Annotated in this window: 13 protein-coding genes; 9 read left to right on the forward strand and 4 right to left on the reverse strand. The window is 54.4% G+C overall.

What is annotated here, in order from left to right; translation table 11 throughout:
• Nucleotides 1-40: 40 nt before the first annotated feature.
• The gene (locus ACP15L_RS19680; protein WP_425085482.1) at nucleotides 41-1,675 is read right to left on the reverse strand and encodes a winged helix-turn-helix domain-containing tetratricopeptide repeat protein; all 1,635 of its coding nucleotides are present in this window, start codon (nucleotides 1,673-1,675) and stop codon (nucleotides 41-43) included.
• Between the two features lie 166 nt (nucleotides 1,676-1,841).
• On the opposite strand from ACP15L_RS19680, the gene ACP15L_RS19685 reads away from it, so the two are divergent.
• The 7 genes from ACP15L_RS19685 (at nucleotide 1,842) to ACP15L_RS19715 (ending at nucleotide 9,385) form a co-directional block, all read left to right on the forward strand.
• Nucleotides 1,842-2,258, forward strand: coding sequence for a hypothetical protein (locus ACP15L_RS19685; protein WP_425085483.1), 417 nt, complete (start codon nucleotides 1,842-1,844; stop codon nucleotides 2,256-2,258).
• A 340-nt stretch (nucleotides 2,259-2,598) separates the two neighbouring features.
• Complete coding sequence (locus ACP15L_RS19690) at nucleotides 2,599-4,329, forward strand: sensor histidine kinase (RefSeq protein ID WP_425085484.1); 1,731 nt, start codon at nucleotides 2,599-2,601, stop codon at nucleotides 4,327-4,329.
• Nucleotides 4,326-5,666: a sigma-54-dependent transcriptional regulator gene (locus tag ACP15L_RS19695; RefSeq protein WP_425085485.1), complete on the forward strand. Its 1,341-nt coding sequence runs from the start codon at nucleotides 4,326-4,328 to the stop codon at nucleotides 5,664-5,666. Before ACP15L_RS19690 ends, ACP15L_RS19695 begins: the two co-directional genes overlap by 4 nt.
• 125 nt (nucleotides 5,667-5,791) lie before the next feature.
• The gene (dctP, locus tag ACP15L_RS19700) at nucleotides 5,792-6,802 is read left to right on the forward strand and encodes a TRAP transporter substrate-binding protein DctP (RefSeq protein ID WP_425085486.1); all 1,011 of its coding nucleotides are present in this window, start codon (nucleotides 5,792-5,794) and stop codon (nucleotides 6,800-6,802) included.
• A 68-nt stretch (nucleotides 6,803-6,870) separates the two neighbouring features.
• On the forward strand, nucleotides 6,871-7,503 hold the full coding sequence (locus ACP15L_RS19705) for a TRAP transporter small permease subunit (RefSeq protein ID WP_425085487.1): 633 nt from the start codon (nucleotides 6,871-6,873) through the stop codon (nucleotides 7,501-7,503).
• Between the two features lie 11 nt (nucleotides 7,504-7,514).
• Complete coding sequence (locus ACP15L_RS19710) at nucleotides 7,515-8,915, forward strand: TRAP transporter large permease (RefSeq protein ID WP_425085488.1); 1,401 nt, start codon at nucleotides 7,515-7,517, stop codon at nucleotides 8,913-8,915.
• Between the two features lie 212 nt (nucleotides 8,916-9,127).
• Nucleotides 9,128-9,385: a hypothetical protein gene (locus ACP15L_RS19715; RefSeq protein ID WP_425085489.1), complete on the forward strand. Its 258-nt coding sequence runs from the start codon at nucleotides 9,128-9,130 to the stop codon at nucleotides 9,383-9,385.
• A gap of 236 nt (nucleotides 9,386-9,621) precedes the next feature.
• Here the strand turns inward: ACP15L_RS19715 and ACP15L_RS19720 are convergent, their stop codons facing one another.
• The 3 genes from ACP15L_RS19720 to ACP15L_RS19730 form a co-directional block, all read right to left on the reverse strand.
• Entirely contained in the window at nucleotides 9,622-11,106 is a 1,485-nt protein-coding gene (locus ACP15L_RS19720; RefSeq protein ID WP_425085490.1) for a BCCT family transporter, read from the reverse strand.
• A 301-nt stretch (nucleotides 11,107-11,407) separates the two neighbouring features.
• Nucleotides 11,408-12,775: a sensor histidine kinase gene (locus ACP15L_RS19725; RefSeq protein WP_425085491.1), complete on the reverse strand. Its 1,368-nt coding sequence runs from the start codon at nucleotides 12,773-12,775 to the stop codon at nucleotides 11,408-11,410.
• Nucleotides 12,772-13,440 (reverse strand): response regulator transcription factor, encoded by a 669-nt coding sequence (locus ACP15L_RS19730; protein WP_425085492.1) that lies wholly within the window; start codon nucleotides 13,438-13,440, stop codon nucleotides 12,772-12,774. Before ACP15L_RS19730 ends, ACP15L_RS19725 begins: the two co-directional genes overlap by 4 nt.
• Nucleotides 13,441-13,579: 139 nt before the next feature.
• Here ACP15L_RS19730 and ACP15L_RS19735 point away from each other — a divergent pair, with 139 nt between their 5' ends.
• Complete coding sequence (locus ACP15L_RS19735) at nucleotides 13,580-14,668, forward strand: tricarboxylate transporter (RefSeq protein WP_170377047.1); 1,089 nt, start codon at nucleotides 13,580-13,582, stop codon at nucleotides 14,666-14,668.
• 79 nt (nucleotides 14,669-14,747) lie between these two features.
• Nucleotides 14,748-16,778, forward strand: a complete 2,031-nt coding sequence (locus ACP15L_RS19740) for a tripartite tricarboxylate transporter permease (protein ID WP_170472167.1) — start codon at nucleotides 14,748-14,750, stop codon at nucleotides 16,776-16,778.
• Nucleotides 16,779-16,816: the final 38 nt, after the last annotated feature.

Below are 16,816 nucleotides of genomic sequence, written 5' to 3' on the forward strand. Positions count from 1 at the left end.
GCGGTGCGGCACAGAATAGTGCCAAGTCTGGCACCGATTTTTATTCGGGCACGCCCGCCTTTTGCAAACTTGCCAACCAGATCCGCCGGTTTTCTGGATGGTTCTTCGATCCTGCGAATTGCCTGCGCATCGCTGAGATTGACAGTTTGGGGTTAATCTCAAGCGCATCGTTAACAGCCTCTTGGGCATCGTCTTGCCTGCCCATCTCGGCAAGAGTGGCCGCGCTCAACAGGTGATAAAACAGCCGCCAAGTATTGCTTGTTGCAACCGCGCCCAACTGCCGGGCTGCGTCCAGCGCTTCCTCGTAGCGTTCCAGATGAAACAGGATGTGACCCTGGTAAAAGTACATGTTTTGCAGCATCGGATCGCGCGGGCTCAACCGAATTGCCATCTCTATCTCGGGCAGGGCGAGGTCCTGCATACGAAACCAGTCATAAGTATGCGCCAATTCCAGCCGGATACGCGCGTCATTGGGATTGAGCGCGACAGCGCGTTCGAGATTTGCAATGGCTGGATCGGCCTCTCCTGTAAAGCGGTAGATATAGCCAAGGGCCGCATGCGCCTGCGCGTCCTGATCGTCCAGTTCAATTGCCCGTTTGGCCGCCTCAGTCGCGGCAATCAACGTGTCTTGAGGCGTATCTGACCACTGAAAGAAGAATATCGTTCCCAGCGCGCGGGCTAAAAGGCTGTGCGCTGCCGCGAATTCCGGATCAGCTGCGATGGCGGACTGTGCAAATGTCACCGCGTCCTGTTGTGCCCCTTGCGAAAACACGGCCTGCCGCGCCCGACCGCGTAAATACAGATCCCATGCACCCATGTCCTCGGTCGGTTTTTCCTGCGATCGTTCTTCGCCGGACTGATATATCTCAGGCAATAACTGGCCCGCGATAGCCCGGCTGATCTCATCCTGGACGTCAAAGACATCCGTTACCTGACGATCAAAAACCTCGGCCCAGATGGTTTCGGCGCTGTCGACATCAATAAGTTCTCCGCTGACGCGCATCTGACCATCGGCCCGGCGGACGCTGCCGCGAACCACATAGCCAACCCCAAGGTCGCGTGCGATTTCGATCGGGGTTGCCTGATCCTTCGCGTACGAGAACATCGTCGCGCTGGACACAACGAAGAGTTCCCGGTTGCGCGACAGATGCCCGATCAGGTCGTCGGTGAGACCATCGACGAAATACTGTCCCGTCCTTTCGTCCCCGATATTGTCAAACTGCACAACGGCCAAAGAGGGTTTCCCGGTGTCCGGCAATCGCTGCCGGTCGGCAAATATGGAGAGCGACAGCAAAGCAATTGCCAAAGCCAACAGAACGCCCGCAACAAGAACGCCGCGTTTGGGAGCTTGAGTAATGCGCTCAGGCGGCTCATCCGATGTAACCGGGGCCACAAATTGGAACCCGCGCTTTGGAAAGGTCTTGATGTAGTCTGAGCTTGCCGCAGTGTCGCCCAAGGCCTTGCGCACGGACCGAATGCGCGTGTTCAGCGCGGCATCCGTGATCGCTGCGCCGCCCCAAATCTCGTCAATGATCTCTTGCTTGCTAACAATCCTGTCTCGGTTCCTGACGAGAAATTCCAGCAATTGCAGGGCCTGAGGTTCCAAAGCAACCGGTTCGCCACTGCGGTTCAATCCCTGTGTCGGATCAAGTTGGAACTCTAAGAAACGGTACATACTGAAACCTACATTCCGCCATGTCCTTGGCTCAACGAAGTTTGCAGATTGTCAGATGAATGTCAGAAAAAATCAGCTTCCGATCAAGCACGGCGTGTTCGCCGGGCGTAGCGTTTTCGGGGGTTCGCGCCTCGCAGCACTACCTAAAGCGACAAGGAGATACGATATGGCACAACTAAAAACACTTTGCATGGCGACTGCGTTCGCGCTGGCGGGAGGCACGGCATTCGCTGAAACGGATCTTGAGGCGGCATTGAATAGCGGCGCCGAACGCCTCAACGCCGACCAGATCGCAGACCTATTGATCGGAAATACTGTCACAGCCACGTCCGGAGAGAAGAGATTTCGCTTTTTTTATGACCCGAATAATGTCGTGAGCGGAGAGCTTACGAACGGTGGTTGGAGCGGCGCTGGCGCATTTGCCATCACCGATACAGATAAGGTTTGTGTTTCCATGACCGCTGACAATGGGCGCTATCGCTGTATGACAGTGCTACGTGTCGGGGACTCAATCCAGAAGTTCAACGCCGATGGAAAGAGAACTTTCGAGCTGCACAGCTTTGTTCCGTCTACCGGCCTCTGAGTATTGGTTTCAAATTGGCTCTGACCCTGGACCTGCCATTTTTCTGATTGAGGAAAAATAGCAGCCGCAAGTATCGTTGGCCTATTCTCCAAGCGCAATGAATGCCCGTATTCAACGGATATGGTTTATCATAGTTCGAACACCTCAAGCGTCAGCTTTGGGCCTAAATCTGCTTGCGGAGTGCAAATATTTGTTTCGGCAGGTTTGCCCATTGCTTTGCGTTCTCAAACCATTCGGTCATTCTTGCTAGGACTGAGCATCCCAATGTCCGATTAGAACTCTTGGGATGGACGGCTAAAACCTACTGTGATCCTATGCTGTCGCAGTTCATGGGCAGTCAATGCGATCAGCTTCTTATATTGTAGGTATTTTAGTAGCCATTGCCGCCAGCATTGGCCTCTATTTGGTTTCTTACCAGTACTTCGTTTCTGAGGAGCTTTCGAAAGCTCAGGGTCGGCTCTCTCTCTACCAAAGCTCGGTGAACAGCGAACTCGAACGATTTTCCCACCTCACATATGTGCTCTCACAAGACTCCTTTGTAATTGGAACAGCCGAAGGCGATGGTACCGGAACCTTAAACCGACGCCTCGAGGATTTTGCAGAGCAGGCCGGTCTGGACGCGATCTACCTGATGGACGAAGACGGGATAACGATTTCCGCATCGAACTACCGCGACAAAGGGAGCTTTGTTGGCCAGAACTACGCTTTCCGCCCGTATTTCCAAAGCGCCATTTCCGGGGAACAAGGCCGTTTTTACGCCATCGGGGCAACGACTGGTCTGCCAGGATACTTCATCGCCAACACAGTGTTTAACGACAAGGGAGCTTCAACTGGTGTCATAGCGATTAAGATCGATTTCTCTGATCTTCAGGACAGTTGGAAAAACTCGGGCGAACAGGTTCTTTTGGCAAATGAAGACGGCGTCGTTCTGCTTTCTTCGAACTCGGAGTGGCAATATCGCGCGTTGACGCCATTGTCCGAACCACAGCGAGAGCGAATTCGAAATGCCAGGCAGTTTCCTGGGCAAGACTTGAATGCGTTGGATTGGGTTGAGTTGCCGGGAGATCAGGCCAGAATTGCGGGGACAAAGCGCTTGCATCTTGCAGCTACGGATTTGCCTCATAGTTGGTCGCTTCACTATTTTGCAAGTGACGATCAGGCCGTAGCGCGCAGTTGGCTTGTAACTGCAGTTTTTGTCCTTTTTGCGGGGCTCACTTTTATCTTCTTCCAGATACAACGCGCGAGACGCGTAAGCGCGGCCTTGGCGCGATCTGAAGAGGAAGAAGCAAAGTTGCGCGATGCAAATGAAAGGCTTGCCATCGAAATCGACGACCGCAAGAAAGCCGAGCGGAGCCTTAAACGCACCCAGAGCGAGTTGGAGCGCGCAAGCCGACTGGCGGCTCTGGGGCAACTCTCCGCGTCGGTCACGCATGAACTGGGCCAGCCCATCGCTGCGATGCGCAATCATCTGGTGGCCGCAGAGATCTCATCTACCGGTGAGACCAAGCTGCCGCAAAAAATCGGAAGCCTTGTCGACAGGATGGAAGGGATCACGCGCCAATTGCGGTTTTTTTCACGGTCGGAGAGTGAAGCGTTCGATGACGTAGACTTATGCACTTCGGTCAATGCCGCTTTGGCTCTGGTTGCGCTAAACGTAGAGCAGGGTGGGGTGAAAATCACAGTTGATGCGCCGATCGTTCCGGTCTTTATCCGGGGCAGTGCCCTGCGGATCGAACAGGTCATCACCAATCTTTTGCGCAATGCCATAGATGCAACAGATGAAGCGGATGCGTCTGAAATCCAAATCTCTATCACGACTTCTGGTGGTGTGGCAGTGTTGGAAATTCAGGACAACGGTCACGGGTTGGGCGAGGCAACGCTGGCTGAGTTGCAAGAGCCATTTGTAACCACAAAAGAGAGCGGGCGAGGCATGGGCTTAGGACTGGCGATTTCCACCAGCATTGTCAAAGATCACGATGGCACAATGACGGCCCGAAACCGCGATGGCGGAGGAACAATTTTCCGCGTCACCTTCCCGATTGCCTCAGCTACTGAAGAAACGGACGAATGACCCAGCAGCAACCCTTCAAAGTACTGGTCGTTGATGATGACAAATCGATGCGACAATCCCTGGTCGAGTTGCTCGAAGCCGCAGGCTGGATTGTTAGTGCCCTGTCGCGCGCGACCCAGGTGACAGAACATCTGGCTGGCACCTCGCCTGATGTCATTCTGTCCGATGTGCGTATGCCCGGTATGACGGGGCTTGAATTACTGGCCAGTCTGGACAGGCATGTGGCGCCTCCGGTGGTCTTGATTTCGGCGCACGGTGACATCCCGATGGCGGTTCAGGCCATACAGGAAGGGGCGTATGGGTTTATCGAAAAGCCATATGAACCTAGGCGATTGTTGACTGTGCTGAGGCATGCGGCTGAGCAAAACCGCATGCGGAAAAGCAATGCCCGCCTCAAAGACAGACTTTTCAAATTGTCAGGCCTTGACCGTATCCTGCTGGGCCAAACAGACGCCATTGTAGACTTGCGACAAGAGGTACTTGATCTTGCCGATACGTCGGTTGCGGTTTTGTTGCAGGGGGATACCGGCACCGGAAAAGAGCTGGTTGCCCATGCTTTACATGATTTGGGCCGCTCGCCGGAGGCACCGTTTCTGGCGCTGAATTGCGCCGCATTGTCCTCCGAAACATTTGAAGCGGAAATGTTCGGCGTTGCGGGTGAATCCGATGGCAGGCTGGTGGCGGCATCGGGTGGGACCTTGTTTCTGGATGAAATCTGCTCGTGCCCACCAGCGGTGCAAGCCAAGCTACTAAGGGTCATAGAAGATCAACAGGTGCTGCAGGTGGGTGCTGTGTCGCCGGCGCCGCTAAGTTTCAGGGTCGTGTCAGCAACCAACGAAGACGTTGTACTGGCCGCCGAGGAAGGCCGCCTGCGTCAGGACCTATTGTTTCGACTAAATACTGTCGTCCTGACTTTACCTCCGCTACGGCAAAGACGGGATGATCTGGTTCTGCTGGCGACGCATTTCTTGAGCGAATACGCGCAGGTTTATGAGATTGACGCGCCAGAGCTTGATCAGGACGATTTGGCCGCTCTGCTTGCCCATGACTGGCCCGGCAATGTGCGTGAGTTGCGCCATGTCTGCGAACGGCGCATTTTAGCGGCGCGACGTGGAGGCGGGTCGATGGCGCAGGCTATACACAGCGATCAACACTTTGACGAAGTACCGGATACGCTGCGCGAAGCGGTTGCTGCTTTTGAGCGCGAGCTCATTGGCAAAGCCATCAAGGCACATAAAGGCCGCATGGATGCCGCCGCCGAAGCGCTAGGGATTGGCCGCCGGACGCTTAATGAAAAGATCGTCAAACTCGGTCTCGATAAAGAGGCGCTGTTGTAAGCGAAACCACTCTGCGGATATCCGCAGGGAAACAGAAATTTCCCGCGCGTTTTCCTTCATAGGCAGGCTGCTGCGCATCCTGAATACTCCACCCAAGCGAATTGCGTGATCTGGGAGGAGCCACTATGCGCAAACATCTTAACCGGGCGGCCATTGCCGCCCTGTCACTGACCGTTGCATCCGAAGCGCTGGCTGTCGAATGGAACGTTTCCCTGTGGGGCAAGCGTCGTGCCTTTACCGAACACGTCGAGAAACTTGCTGAATTGGTGAGCGAAAAGACGGACGGTGATTTCACACTCAACATCAGCTATGGCGGTTTGTCGAAGAACAAAGAAAACCTCGATGGGATTTCGATCGGTGCGTTTGAAATGGCCCAATTCTGCGCAGGTTATCACCGCGACAAGAACCCCTCGATCACTGTCTTGGAACTGCCGTTTCTGGGCGTGACATCCCTTGAACAAGAAGTTGATCTGTCGATGGCCGTTTATCAACATCCGGCCGTTGTTGAGGATCTGGCCCGCTGGGACGCGACTCTGCTAATGCCGTCGCCGCTGCCGCAGTACAACCTTATTGGTGTCGGTGAGGCGCCGAAATCTCTAACCGATTTTGAAGGTCTGAGCGTAAGGGCGACAGGTGGCATCGGCAAAGCGATGGAGACGGTTGGGGCGGTTCCGACATCAATGTCTGCATCCGAAGTGCGCCAGGCAATGGACAGCGGCATCGTTAAGGCTGTCAGCTTTGCGCCACATGCGCATATGTCCTTCGGCACCATTGAAAATGGCACGTGGTGGACGACGAACCTCAACCCCGGAACCGTCAACTGCCCTGTCGTGGTGAACACGCTGGCGCTGGAAGATTTATCTGACGAACACCGCAAAGCGCTGTTGGGATCGGTGGAAGAGGCACTGGATCATTACGTGAGCCACTACCAGTCCAAAACGATGGAAGCGTGGGGCCCAGAGTTGGATCAACGCGGCATTGAACGGGTCACTTTCAGCGATGAAGAAATCGCAGCGTTCAAAGAAGCCGCTGCCGCCCCCGCGGCCGAGGCCTGGATTGCAGAAAACACCGAGCGTGGCCTGCCAGCACAAGAGCTTTATGACCTTGTGACTGGCAAGATCGCAAACGGTAGCTAATCCACTCACAGCCCGGCGTCGACCAAGCCGGCGTCGGGTGCCTTTTTCCCTGACAGCGGAGTACAACGATGGCCGGGTCATCCCAGGTGCTGTCTGACGACAGCCGTCTCAGCATTCTCGATCAAGGTCTCTACAAACTGGAAAGCTATCTGGCTCTGATTAGCGGTCTTGCAGTGTTCTCGCTGATGGTTATGGCGGTGGTCTCTGTTGGTGGCCGGAATTTTGCCAATGCGCCGCTACCTGGCTACGTGGACTGGATCGAGCAGGCCATGCCGCTAATCGCCTTCATGGGGATTTCTTATGCGCAGCGTGATGGCGGTCATATCCGAATGGACATGGTGGTTGGAGCGCTCAAAGGCCGGACGCTCTATATCGTTGAATTCATCACGACCGCTGTCATTCTGGCGCTGATCGTCTTGCTGATCTGGGGGAGCTGGGCGCATTTCGCACGCAGCTTTGACTTTAGTGCTCCACTCTGGAGCCGCGATAGCTCCATCGACATCGGTATCCCGCTATGGCCGGCCAAGCTGTTGGCACCCGTCGCCTTTAGCGTGCTTTGCCTAAGGCTTGCTCTACAGCTTTGGGCCTACGGTCGTGCAATCCGTCACCCCGATCAGGCACCGATTGCCGTCCCGCTAATTGCCGATGCAGCGACCCAAGCTGCAATGGAAGCCGAGCACGTCTCGGGCCACGACAACTGAGGTTAAATCTGATGGAACCCATTGATATTGGTCTGATCGTCTCGGGCGGTATGCTTGTTCTTGTGGTGCTGGGGATGCGCGTGGCCTTCGCCGCCGCGACAGCTGGCATGGTCGGTCTGATCTGGATCTTCTGGGCCAAGTTTGGGTACGACCCGGCGCGGTTCGGTAAGGCTGTGACCGTGGCCGTTAAAACAGCGGGGCAGGTGCCGCACTCCAAGATTTCAAGCCAAGCGTTGAGCCTTATCCCAACCTTCATCCTGATTGGTTACCTCGCCTACTACGCGGGTCTAACCAAAGCCTTGTTCGAAGCCGCGAAGCGTTGGCTTGCATGGGTCCCCGGTGGTCTGGCGGTTTCGACCGTTTTCGCAACCGCCGGGTTTGCGGCGGTATCCGGGGCCTCGGTCGCCACTTCCGCTGTGTTCGCCCGTATTGCCATCCCCGAGATGCTGAAGATCGGCTATGATAAGCGTTTTGCTGCAGGTGTGGTCGCCGCAGGCGGTACGCTAGCCTCGCTCATTCCGCCTTCGGCCATTCTGGTCATCTACGCGATTATCGTTGAACAGGATGTGGGCAAACTGCTGTTGGCGGGATTCATCCCGGGCATGTTCTCGGCTGTGATTTATGGCCTGCTTATCATTGGCATGGCCGTCGTAATCAAAGGGTTTGGTCCCGCGGTCACCGGATTTACATGGAAAGAACGTTTCCTCTCGTTGCCGCCCGCATTGCCCATCGTAATTGTCGTCGTCACGATCATTTTCTTTGTCTACAACCCGTTCGGCGGCGATGCCTGGGGTACGCCAACCGAAGGCGGCGCAATTGGAGCATTTGTGGTGTTCCTGATGGCGCTGTATCGGGGCATGCGCTGGTCCGAACTCAAGGACGCGCTTTTGGAAACCGCCAAGCTGAGCGTCATGATTTTCACGATCATCTGGGGCGTTTTGGTTTACGTTCGGTTTCTTGGTTTTGCCGAGTTGCCAAGTGCATTCTCCGACTGGATCACCTCGCTAGAAATGTCTCCGATGCTGATCCTGATCTGTATTCTTCTGGCTTACGCAGTGCTGGGTATGTTCATGGATGCGATTGGGATGCTGCTGTTGACGTTGCCGGTCGTTTACCCTGCTGTCATGGCGTTGAATGGTGGTGAGGCCGTTAGCGCAGCCGAGAGCACCTTCGGTATGTCCGGGCCCATGTGTGCCATCTGGTTTGGAATTCTGGTTGTCAAAATGGCCGAGTTTTGCCTGATCACCCCACCAATCGGGTTGAATTGCTTTGTAGTGGCTGGCGTGCGTGATGACCTAAGCGTTCAAGACGTCTTCAAAGGTGTAACGCCTTTCTTTCTGGCGGATGCTGCGACCATAGCGATGCTCGTTGCTTTCCCTGCTATCGTTCTATGGCTTCCAGGACAGGTTTGAACCACATGGGATGATTTTGGAGCGCGGTTTGCCAGTGCGGTTAAGACCTGCATCAATCAGCTGCGTGGCAGAATTCATGACATTTGCTCAATGTCCGGTTTTGGTCGTCCTCGCAGGGACCGCTAGCGCCACGGTGGATCGATGCTGCGGATGACCAAATGACGTGAGAGAGCCCTTATAACGCCTTACGAGTTAGATAGTCTGGAAAAATGATGAAACTTGATTGGCAAACTGCCGGAGACGTTACTAGAAACACAAAGTCACTTGAGTTGTGGCACGAAAAGCAAAAGCACATCGCAGATGTGATAAGAGACGACGATACAAATCACCTGAAAATAAATACTTACGGGAACGAAATTGATCTAACGGTTCTTCAGGATGTTATTGAGTTGGCTCTAGACCAACTTGGTGCTTTTGAGGACGGCACGCCGCTGACTGAGGCAACTCTGTTCCAAAAGGTCGTACCCTAGAGAAAATTAGCTTTTTCTGCACTACTGCCATTGCGCTAGCTAGGAAAGTCTCAACAATCGACACAGTGCGCCAAATGTCTGCTAAGAGGCCAAAACACTCAGTTCTTTAGAGCATCGGCTCCAGAATAGAATCGCTTCAAGCACAAATTGTTAAACGCGATGAAGCGCGAGCCAAATCAAAAAACCAATGTACAAAAAAACAGATACGTTCAAAACTGTATCGACGATCGAACCCGTCATTTGGTGGCCTCCTTTGAGAGCGACTTGAGGAGACAGACCACAAGAATTGGTACGATGAACACAAACGCAATGGCCGAGAGTGCGATAATAGATCTGACTAGTGAAACATCGTTTACAAGGATCATGGCCAGTCCTAGAGCGCCGAGCACCATCCCCCAAATGGTTCGAACGCTCGGCGAGGGGTTTTCGTCTCCGCCTGTTCCAATCATTGCAAGTGTGAAGCCTGCGCTCACGACGCTCGTAACAACAAAGAGGAAAGCGGCAGTGATCGTTGCGATCTGCGTGATAAACTTCAATGGAAATTGTTGCAGGAGCGCGAATGTCGTCGCATCAAGGCTCATTTCGTTGACCTCAAGAAGATGACCACTTCCATCCAAAACATCAAAAAAACCTACACCGCCGAGCACTCCAAACCAGAAAATCGAAAAAAGAGTGGGCGCAATTATTACCCCAGCCAGAAACTCGCGTATTGTGCGCCCCCGCGAAATGCGTGCAATGAAAATGCCTACAAATGGAGACCACGCAAGCCACCAGATCATGTAATTAAGCGTCCAGTCCTGAAACCAGGTGGAAATGCTCTGATCAAAAAATTCTGTTGTCGAAAAACCGGCAGGTATGACGTTGTAAACATATCGTCCAAAACCCGAGACGATCGAATTCATCACAAAAGACGTGGGACCGGCGACAAGTAGAAAAACCAAAAGACTGATCGCAATCCCCATGGCCAAATTGGACAGTTTCGACATTCCTTCTCCTAGATCACGTCTCAGAGGAATAAGGAAAGCAACGCACATGGCGGCAAAAATAATTGCTGTCAGATAAGGAGAATTTGGAATTCCAAGAACTCCTGCCAGTCCTGTTTGAATTTGAAACACACCCATGGCCAACGAACCCGCTAGGCCAACGGCTATGGCGACGACGGATAAGAAATCGAACAGCCAAGCCAATCCGCGGGTCCATGTTTTCTCGCCGTACACGTCCAGTAACGGAGCGCTGAGCAGCAACGAGCGCTCACGTCGAAATGCAAAATAGGCAACTATAAGTGCAACGACTCCATATATGGCCCAGGCGTGGAACCCCCAGTTCAAATAGGTTACGAACATGGCGAGCCTTGCGGCTTCTGGATCGGAAGAAAAATCGCGTATTACCGAAAAGTGGGTGAGTGGCTCTGATACGCCAAAAAACAGCAGGCCCACTCCCATACCAGCCGCGAAAAGCATTGCAATCCAAGCTGTAGTCGAAAACTCGGGCTCTGAACCTTCTGGTCCAATTCGGATAGAGCCGTACTTGGAAACTGCGAGATAAATTGCCAGTAACAAAAGTGCGCTGGCTTCCAGCATAATGAACCAGCCCCGGCTTTCGAACTGGATGGTGACAATTCTTGAGGAGACGGAACCCAAGCCATGCGGGTCGACGACACCCCATAGAGCAATAGAGCTGCTGACGAAGAGAGCCGAAATTAAAAGCGCATTGACTTTCATAAATTACCCAATCGAAGAAGCATGGCTTCGCTCAATCGTAGCAGCGATTATCCAGCTCTAATAGCTGGAAACTTCTCTTTTCGTATTGGAACAGTTAGCCGTTTTGTCCCGCTAAACAGTTGTTCGATATATATAGACCGGTTCAATTCATCAGATGACTGGTTTGGGCTTAAAGGCGACGTGGACACAGAATTTGAGCGCCGCATTCGTCGCTGAGGGTGAAAATCTGACTTTCGCTGTAATCGCAAAAACGCGCTTTGATTTTTTCTGTTTTCGGGGTCTGAGCAGAATAAGAAACAGCTTACAAGGCTATGGGGAGCTTAAGCGTAATGCTCGCACCTCTTTCGACTTGGTTGATTTTGACCATTCCTTCGTGGCGCTGCGCCACCGCAGAGACGATTGACAACCCCAAACCGCTACCCTCGGAATGTTCTAACTGAGAAAATCGATTGAATGCTGCTTCGCTTTGGTTTGGCGAAAGACCAGCCCCGTCATCGGCCACCGTTAGCTCAACGTGTTTGCCTTCACACCGCAGCACAACTGAGATGTGGCTCAACTTTGAACCACCGTGTTTGACTGCGTTGTCCAACAGGTTCTTTAGAGCCTCAATCAGAAAGATACGGTCGCCGAATACCGTGACTGCTGCCTCAGGCATCGTGACATCGAACTCGATACCCTTGGCAAGGATGTGAACGCCCATCTCCGCGCAAGCCTCTTCCACGACCGAACGGAAGTCAATTTTATCCATTTGGTCTTGGTGCGTCGGTTGCCTAAGCCTCTCAAGTGACAACAGCTGTTCGGCCACTGTTGCTGAGTTTTTTGCTGCCGCAACAAGTTCTGAGATGCGTTTTTCTCGGTCGTCATCCGTTTGCGCGTCCTGCAACGCTTCGGCCATTGACTGCACGGCCGCCGCCGGATTTCTCAGCTGATGTGCAGCTTCGGATATAAACACTTGATGGGCGTTGATACTATTTTCCACCTGTCCAAAAAGTCGGTTCAGGGTTCTGACAACTCCTTGAACTTCGATCGGGACGGGGCGCTTGATCTCACTGAGGTCATCTGGTGAACGCAAGTCAATAGCGTCCTGCAAATCCAACAAGGGCCTCAGACCACGCGCGACGCCGAACCATACCACAATTGCGAGAGTGGCCAGCAGAATTCCCATGAGGATTCCCGCGCGGATTGACAGTTCATTTGCGAAAGCGTTGCGATCCGCCATACGTTGCCAGACTGTAACTGTCGCATCTCCGATGAGATTTTCTATGGTTACTCTTTCCGTCATCTTGAGAACGCGCACTGGTTCTTGGCGGTAGAGCGCTTCGAAAAACTGCGGCTTGTAAACCTCTTGAGCAGACGGGTTGGTGGCTGCCGGAGGGTATGCATAGCCTGTCACATAGATGCCACCGGGCCCCGTTACGTGGTAAAAAATCTCTCCGCCCGACGCGTCACGGATCATGCTGCGTGTCGTTGGTGACAGCGCGTCACCCCCCGAAATCGCAACATCTCGCGATATGGCGAGGCCAGCAGACAAGAGGCTGTCGTCGAACAATTCCTGAGCCGTTTTCTGCGCAATCATAAAACGCCAAAGACCAAGCAGAGCGGCAATTAGCACCAAGGGGGTTAGGATAAGAATGAAAAGTCTTAACCTGAGCGAGCCGTGATTGATCACTTCTGCACCTCAAGCAGATATCCCAGACCACGGGCTGTCTTAATTCTAATGCCCAAATCTTGAAGGCGTTTTCTCAGCCGAGATACATGGGGCTCAACGGCCGAGGCCTCGACATCGGCACCGACGCCATAGACATAATCAGTAAGTTGGCTTTTGGGAACAATTCTGCCCCTGCGCTCTAACAGGCATTCAAGAACCGCGATTTCCCGCCGCGGAATATCCATAACTTCGCCCTGCACACTCACCTGACGGGCAGCGCGGTCGAATTCCAGGCCACCAATGCTCTCTTTTGCGCCGTAGTCGAGATCTTTGCGTCGAGAAAGCGCCCGGATGCGTGCTTCTAACTCGTCCATGTCGAACGGCTTAACCAGGTAATCATCGGCGCCCATATCCAACCCCGAAACCCGGTCGCTAGTTTCGGCACGTGCCGTCAGCAAGATCACTGGTACGCCGTCACCACGATTGCGAAGAGATTGCAGGATCTCCAATCCCGACTGTCCGGGCAAATTGATATCCAGAACAACCAAGTCGGCACCCTCTTGCGCAAGATATAAGTCAGCCTCGTCTCCATCCGTAAGTACTTCTGCCGCATGACCGCGGTCACGCAGACGATAGGCAATGGCGTTGGCTAGGGTCTCATTGTCTTCGACGATGACGATCCGCATCGAGTCTCCTGCAAGTTTCGCGCAAGGTTGGCGCTCCATGATTGCCAGATGGGAGGGGGAATCAACCCCACAGTTCTATTTGCGATCACGGTGGCGCAGTGGGCGCTAGCGTGGTTGTTTGGTCAACAGGGAGGAACCAATGACCATTTCCAACTTCACCCGTCGCGCCGTCGTGGGGCTGATCGCCGCCGCCGGTATCGCCGCACCTGCCGCTGCCGAGGTCGATTTTTCGGGCAAGACCGTTGAATGGGTTATCCCGTTCTCGGAAACGGGCGGGTCTGCCAAATGGGCCAATTTCTTTGCGCCGCTTCTGTCCGAAGCACTGCCGGGTCAACCGACTGTTGTCGTGAAATTCATGCCCGGCGCCGGATCGACTAAAGGCGCAAACTGGTTTCAAGAGCAGAGCCATGATGATGGGACGCTGCTGTTTGGCACCTCCGGTTCAACTCAATTCCCCTATCTGCTGAGCGACCCGCGCGTGCGCTATGAATACAACGATTGGATCCCGGTTATGGCGTCGGGCACCGGTGGTGTTGCCTATCTTAACGCCGAGGATGGAGCTAAGTTTGATGGCTCCGCAAACGCGCTGAAAGACACCAACTTCATCTATGGTTCGCAGGGCGCGACACGTCTTGACCTCGTGCCGCTGCTGGCCTGGCAAATGCTGGGTATGAATGTCGAGCCTGTCTTTGGCATCAAAGGCCGTGGCGATGGTCGTCTAATGTTCGAACGCGGTGAAGCCAACATCGACTATCAGACCTCGTCCGGCTACTTGGGTGGTTCGGCCCCGCTGGTCGAATCCGGGCAGGCTGTGCCGATGATGACCTGGGGTGCTCTGGATGCAGATGGCAATATCGTCCGTGACCCGACCTTCCCGGACATCCCGACATTCAAGGAAGTATGCGAAGCCACCGATGGCTGTGAAACCAGCGGTGAGGCGTGGGATGCGTGGAAAGCGTTCTTTGTAGCCGGTTTCCCGGTGCAGAAGCTAGCCTTCCTGCCGGGCGATACACCTCAGGAAGTGGTCGATGCATACACCGCAGCATTCCAGGCTGTAACCGAGCGCGGCGACTTTGCCGAAATTTCGTCGAAGCGCGTTGGCAAGTACCCCGTGTTTGTAGGTGACGGCTCTAAGGCGGCGCTGCAAACCGCAACAAATGTCGACGACAACGCCAAAGCTTACGTTCTGAACTGGCTCAAAGAAGCCTATGGTGTCGAGCTGAACTAAGCCCAGACACCACCGCGCGTGCCCCAATGTCGGGCGCGCGCTTTTCCAAACACAAGACAATTTATGAAAGGCGGCCGCTATGGAGGTTTTCGCCACCGCTCTTCCTGCGCTCAATGACGCGTGGGGTCTGATCCTGCAACCTATTGTTCTGGGATATCTTATTCTCGGTGTCGTTATGGGACTGGCCGTAGGTGTCTTTCCTGGGCTTGGCGGTATCGCTGGTCTGTCTTTGTTACTGCCTTTTATGTTCGGCATGGACCCTATTCTTGGTTTGGCGCTGATGATCGGGATGGTTGCTGTTGTTCCGACCTCTGACACCTTTGCGTCGGTTCTTATGGGCATCCCCGGCAGCTCCGCCTCACAGGCGACGGTGCTGGATGGCTTCCCGATGGCGAAGAAGGGCGAGGCCGCGCGGGCATTGTCAGCGGCCTTTGCGTCATCGCTGTTTGGCGGTTTGGTCGGCGCGACTTTTCTGACCATGTTCATCCTGATCGCGCGGCCAATCGTTCTGGCATTCGGCCTGCCCGAGATGCTGATGATCACCATTCTTGGCTTGTCGATGGTCGCCATTCTCGCCGGACGTATCCCGCTGAAAGGCGTCGCCGCTGCCGGGTTGGGCCTGATGGTTGGCACGATTGGTGAGGCCGACGCGGGTGGCTCTCTGCGTATGGCCACCTATGACATTCCCTACCTGACCGACGGTTTGAAATTGGTCATCGTTGGTTTGGGTATCTTTGCGGTGCCGGAAATCGTCTCGCTGCTGCGTCAAGACCGATCCATTGCCAAGGGCGCTTCGCTGGGAGCTGGTTGGTTTGATGGCGTCAAAGACTGGGCTGCGAATATCTGGTTGTCGGTCCGCTGTTCGATCATTGGCGTGGTTGTCGGTGTCATTCCCGGTCTTGGTGGCTCGGTTGTTGACTGGATCGCTTATGGCCACTCGGTTCAATCGACCAAAGACAAAAGCAACTTTGGCAAGGGCGAAGTGCGGGGCGTCATCGGGCCGGAAAGCTCGAACAACGCCAAAGAGGGCGGGGGGCTGGTCCCAACGCTGCTATTCGGCATCCCTGGCTCGGGTTCGATGGCGATCTTTATCGGCGCTGTTGCACTGTTGGGGTCTGGCGATATCGAAGTTGGTCCGAGCATGCTCAAGGACAATCTCGACATCACCTATTCGATTGTCTGGTTGCTGGCTCTTGCCAACGTGGTGGGCACCATCCTGTGTATCGCTGCCTCGGGCGGCATCGCCAAACTAACGACGATCCGCTTCACCTATCTGGCGCCGTTTCTGTTCATGCTGATCAGCTTCGCGGCATTCCAGTCCGGTCAGAATTTCGAAGACCTGCTGGCCCTGTTTGTTATCGGCCTGATTGGCATTTTCCTGCGCCGCTTCGACTGGTCACGCCCGGCTTTTCTGATTGGGTTCGTGCTGTCAAATCCGGTTGAGAAGTTCACCAACCAGGCGTTCCAGATCGCCTCTTTCCGCTTCCGCAAAAGCTTTGGAGAAGGCATGGAGTATGTCTTCAGTCCGATCGTTATCGTCCTGATCGTGGTCACCGTGGTTTCGGTCATTCTGGGCATTCGCCAAGCCAAGATGATCATGGCCGAAGGTGAGGTCAAATCCGGTAGTAAGCGCGCGCCGCTGATCTTCCTGCTGGTGATCATGGCTTACCTGATCGTGGCGTTGATCAATGCCAACATGATCCCTGACTACAACATGACCGACAAGATCATCCCGCTGGTGATCGGCAGCGTGTCGCTATTTTGCTGCGTCATCTTGTTGATCCAAATGATGCGGCGACCCGAGGGGGATGCGATCTTTGCTGACAAGGAACTCGCCGGCGAGGATGCAAGCGCGCCGCATGGGCTTTGGTCAACGCTCGCGTGGTTTGCAGGTCTGATCGCGGCCACTTGGGTTGTAGGGTTCATCCTCGCCCTTATCGGGTTCCTGATCGCATTCTTCCGCATTCGCGCAGGGTCCAGCTGGCAGATGACGCTGCTCCTGACGGCATGCGGCATCGGTTTCATGTGCTTCATGGCTGGCGCTTTGAACCGGGATTTCCCGCCGGGTCTGCTGCAAGACATGGTGAACCTGCCATGGCCGCTCAAGTAGGCGCTCAACGTCCGCCCGGCCTGCCTATCTGGCAACCG

Origin of the sequence: Ruegeria profundi (assembly GCF_049800715.1) — a bacterium.
Lineage (GTDB): Bacteria > Pseudomonadota > Alphaproteobacteria > Rhodobacterales > Rhodobacteraceae > Ruegeria > Ruegeria profundi_A.

Bases quoted from the DNA above. Each gene is read 5' to 3' on its own strand.
- ACP15L_RS19720 (WP_425085490.1), bottom strand. From the start codon at position 11,106: ATGAAAGTCAATGCGCTTTTAATTTCGGCTCTCTTCGTCAGCAGCTCT.
- ACP15L_RS19710 (WP_425085488.1), top strand. From the start codon at position 7,515: ATGGAACCCATTGATATTGGTCTGATCGTCTCGGGCGGTATGCTTGTT.
- ACP15L_RS19730 (WP_425085492.1), bottom strand. From the start codon at position 13,440: ATGCGGATCGTCATCGTCGAAGACAATGAGACCCTAGCCAACGCCATT.
- ACP15L_RS19680 (WP_425085482.1), bottom strand. From the start codon at position 1,675: ATGTACCGTTTCTTAGAGTTCCAACTTGATCCGACACAGGGATTGAAC.
- dctP (WP_425085486.1), top strand. From the start codon at position 5,792: ATGCGCAAACATCTTAACCGGGCGGCCATTGCCGCCCTGTCACTGACC.
- ACP15L_RS19735 (WP_170377047.1), top strand. From the start codon at position 13,580: ATGACCATTTCCAACTTCACCCGTCGCGCCGTCGTGGGGCTGATCGCC.
- ACP15L_RS19685 (WP_425085483.1), top strand. From the start codon at position 1,842: ATGGCACAACTAAAAACACTTTGCATGGCGACTGCGTTCGCGCTGGCG.
- ACP15L_RS19705 (WP_425085487.1), top strand. From the start codon at position 6,871: ATGGCCGGGTCATCCCAGGTGCTGTCTGACGACAGCCGTCTCAGCATT.
- ACP15L_RS19695 (WP_425085485.1), top strand. From the start codon at position 4,326: ATGACCCAGCAGCAACCCTTCAAAGTACTGGTCGTTGATGATGACAAA.
- ACP15L_RS19715 (WP_425085489.1), top strand. From the start codon at position 9,128: ATGAAACTTGATTGGCAAACTGCCGGAGACGTTACTAGAAACACAAAG.
- ACP15L_RS19690 (WP_425085484.1), top strand. From the start codon at position 2,599: ATGCGATCAGCTTCTTATATTGTAGGTATTTTAGTAGCCATTGCCGCC.
- ACP15L_RS19740 (WP_170472167.1), top strand. From the start codon at position 14,748: ATGGAGGTTTTCGCCACCGCTCTTCCTGCGCTCAATGACGCGTGGGGT.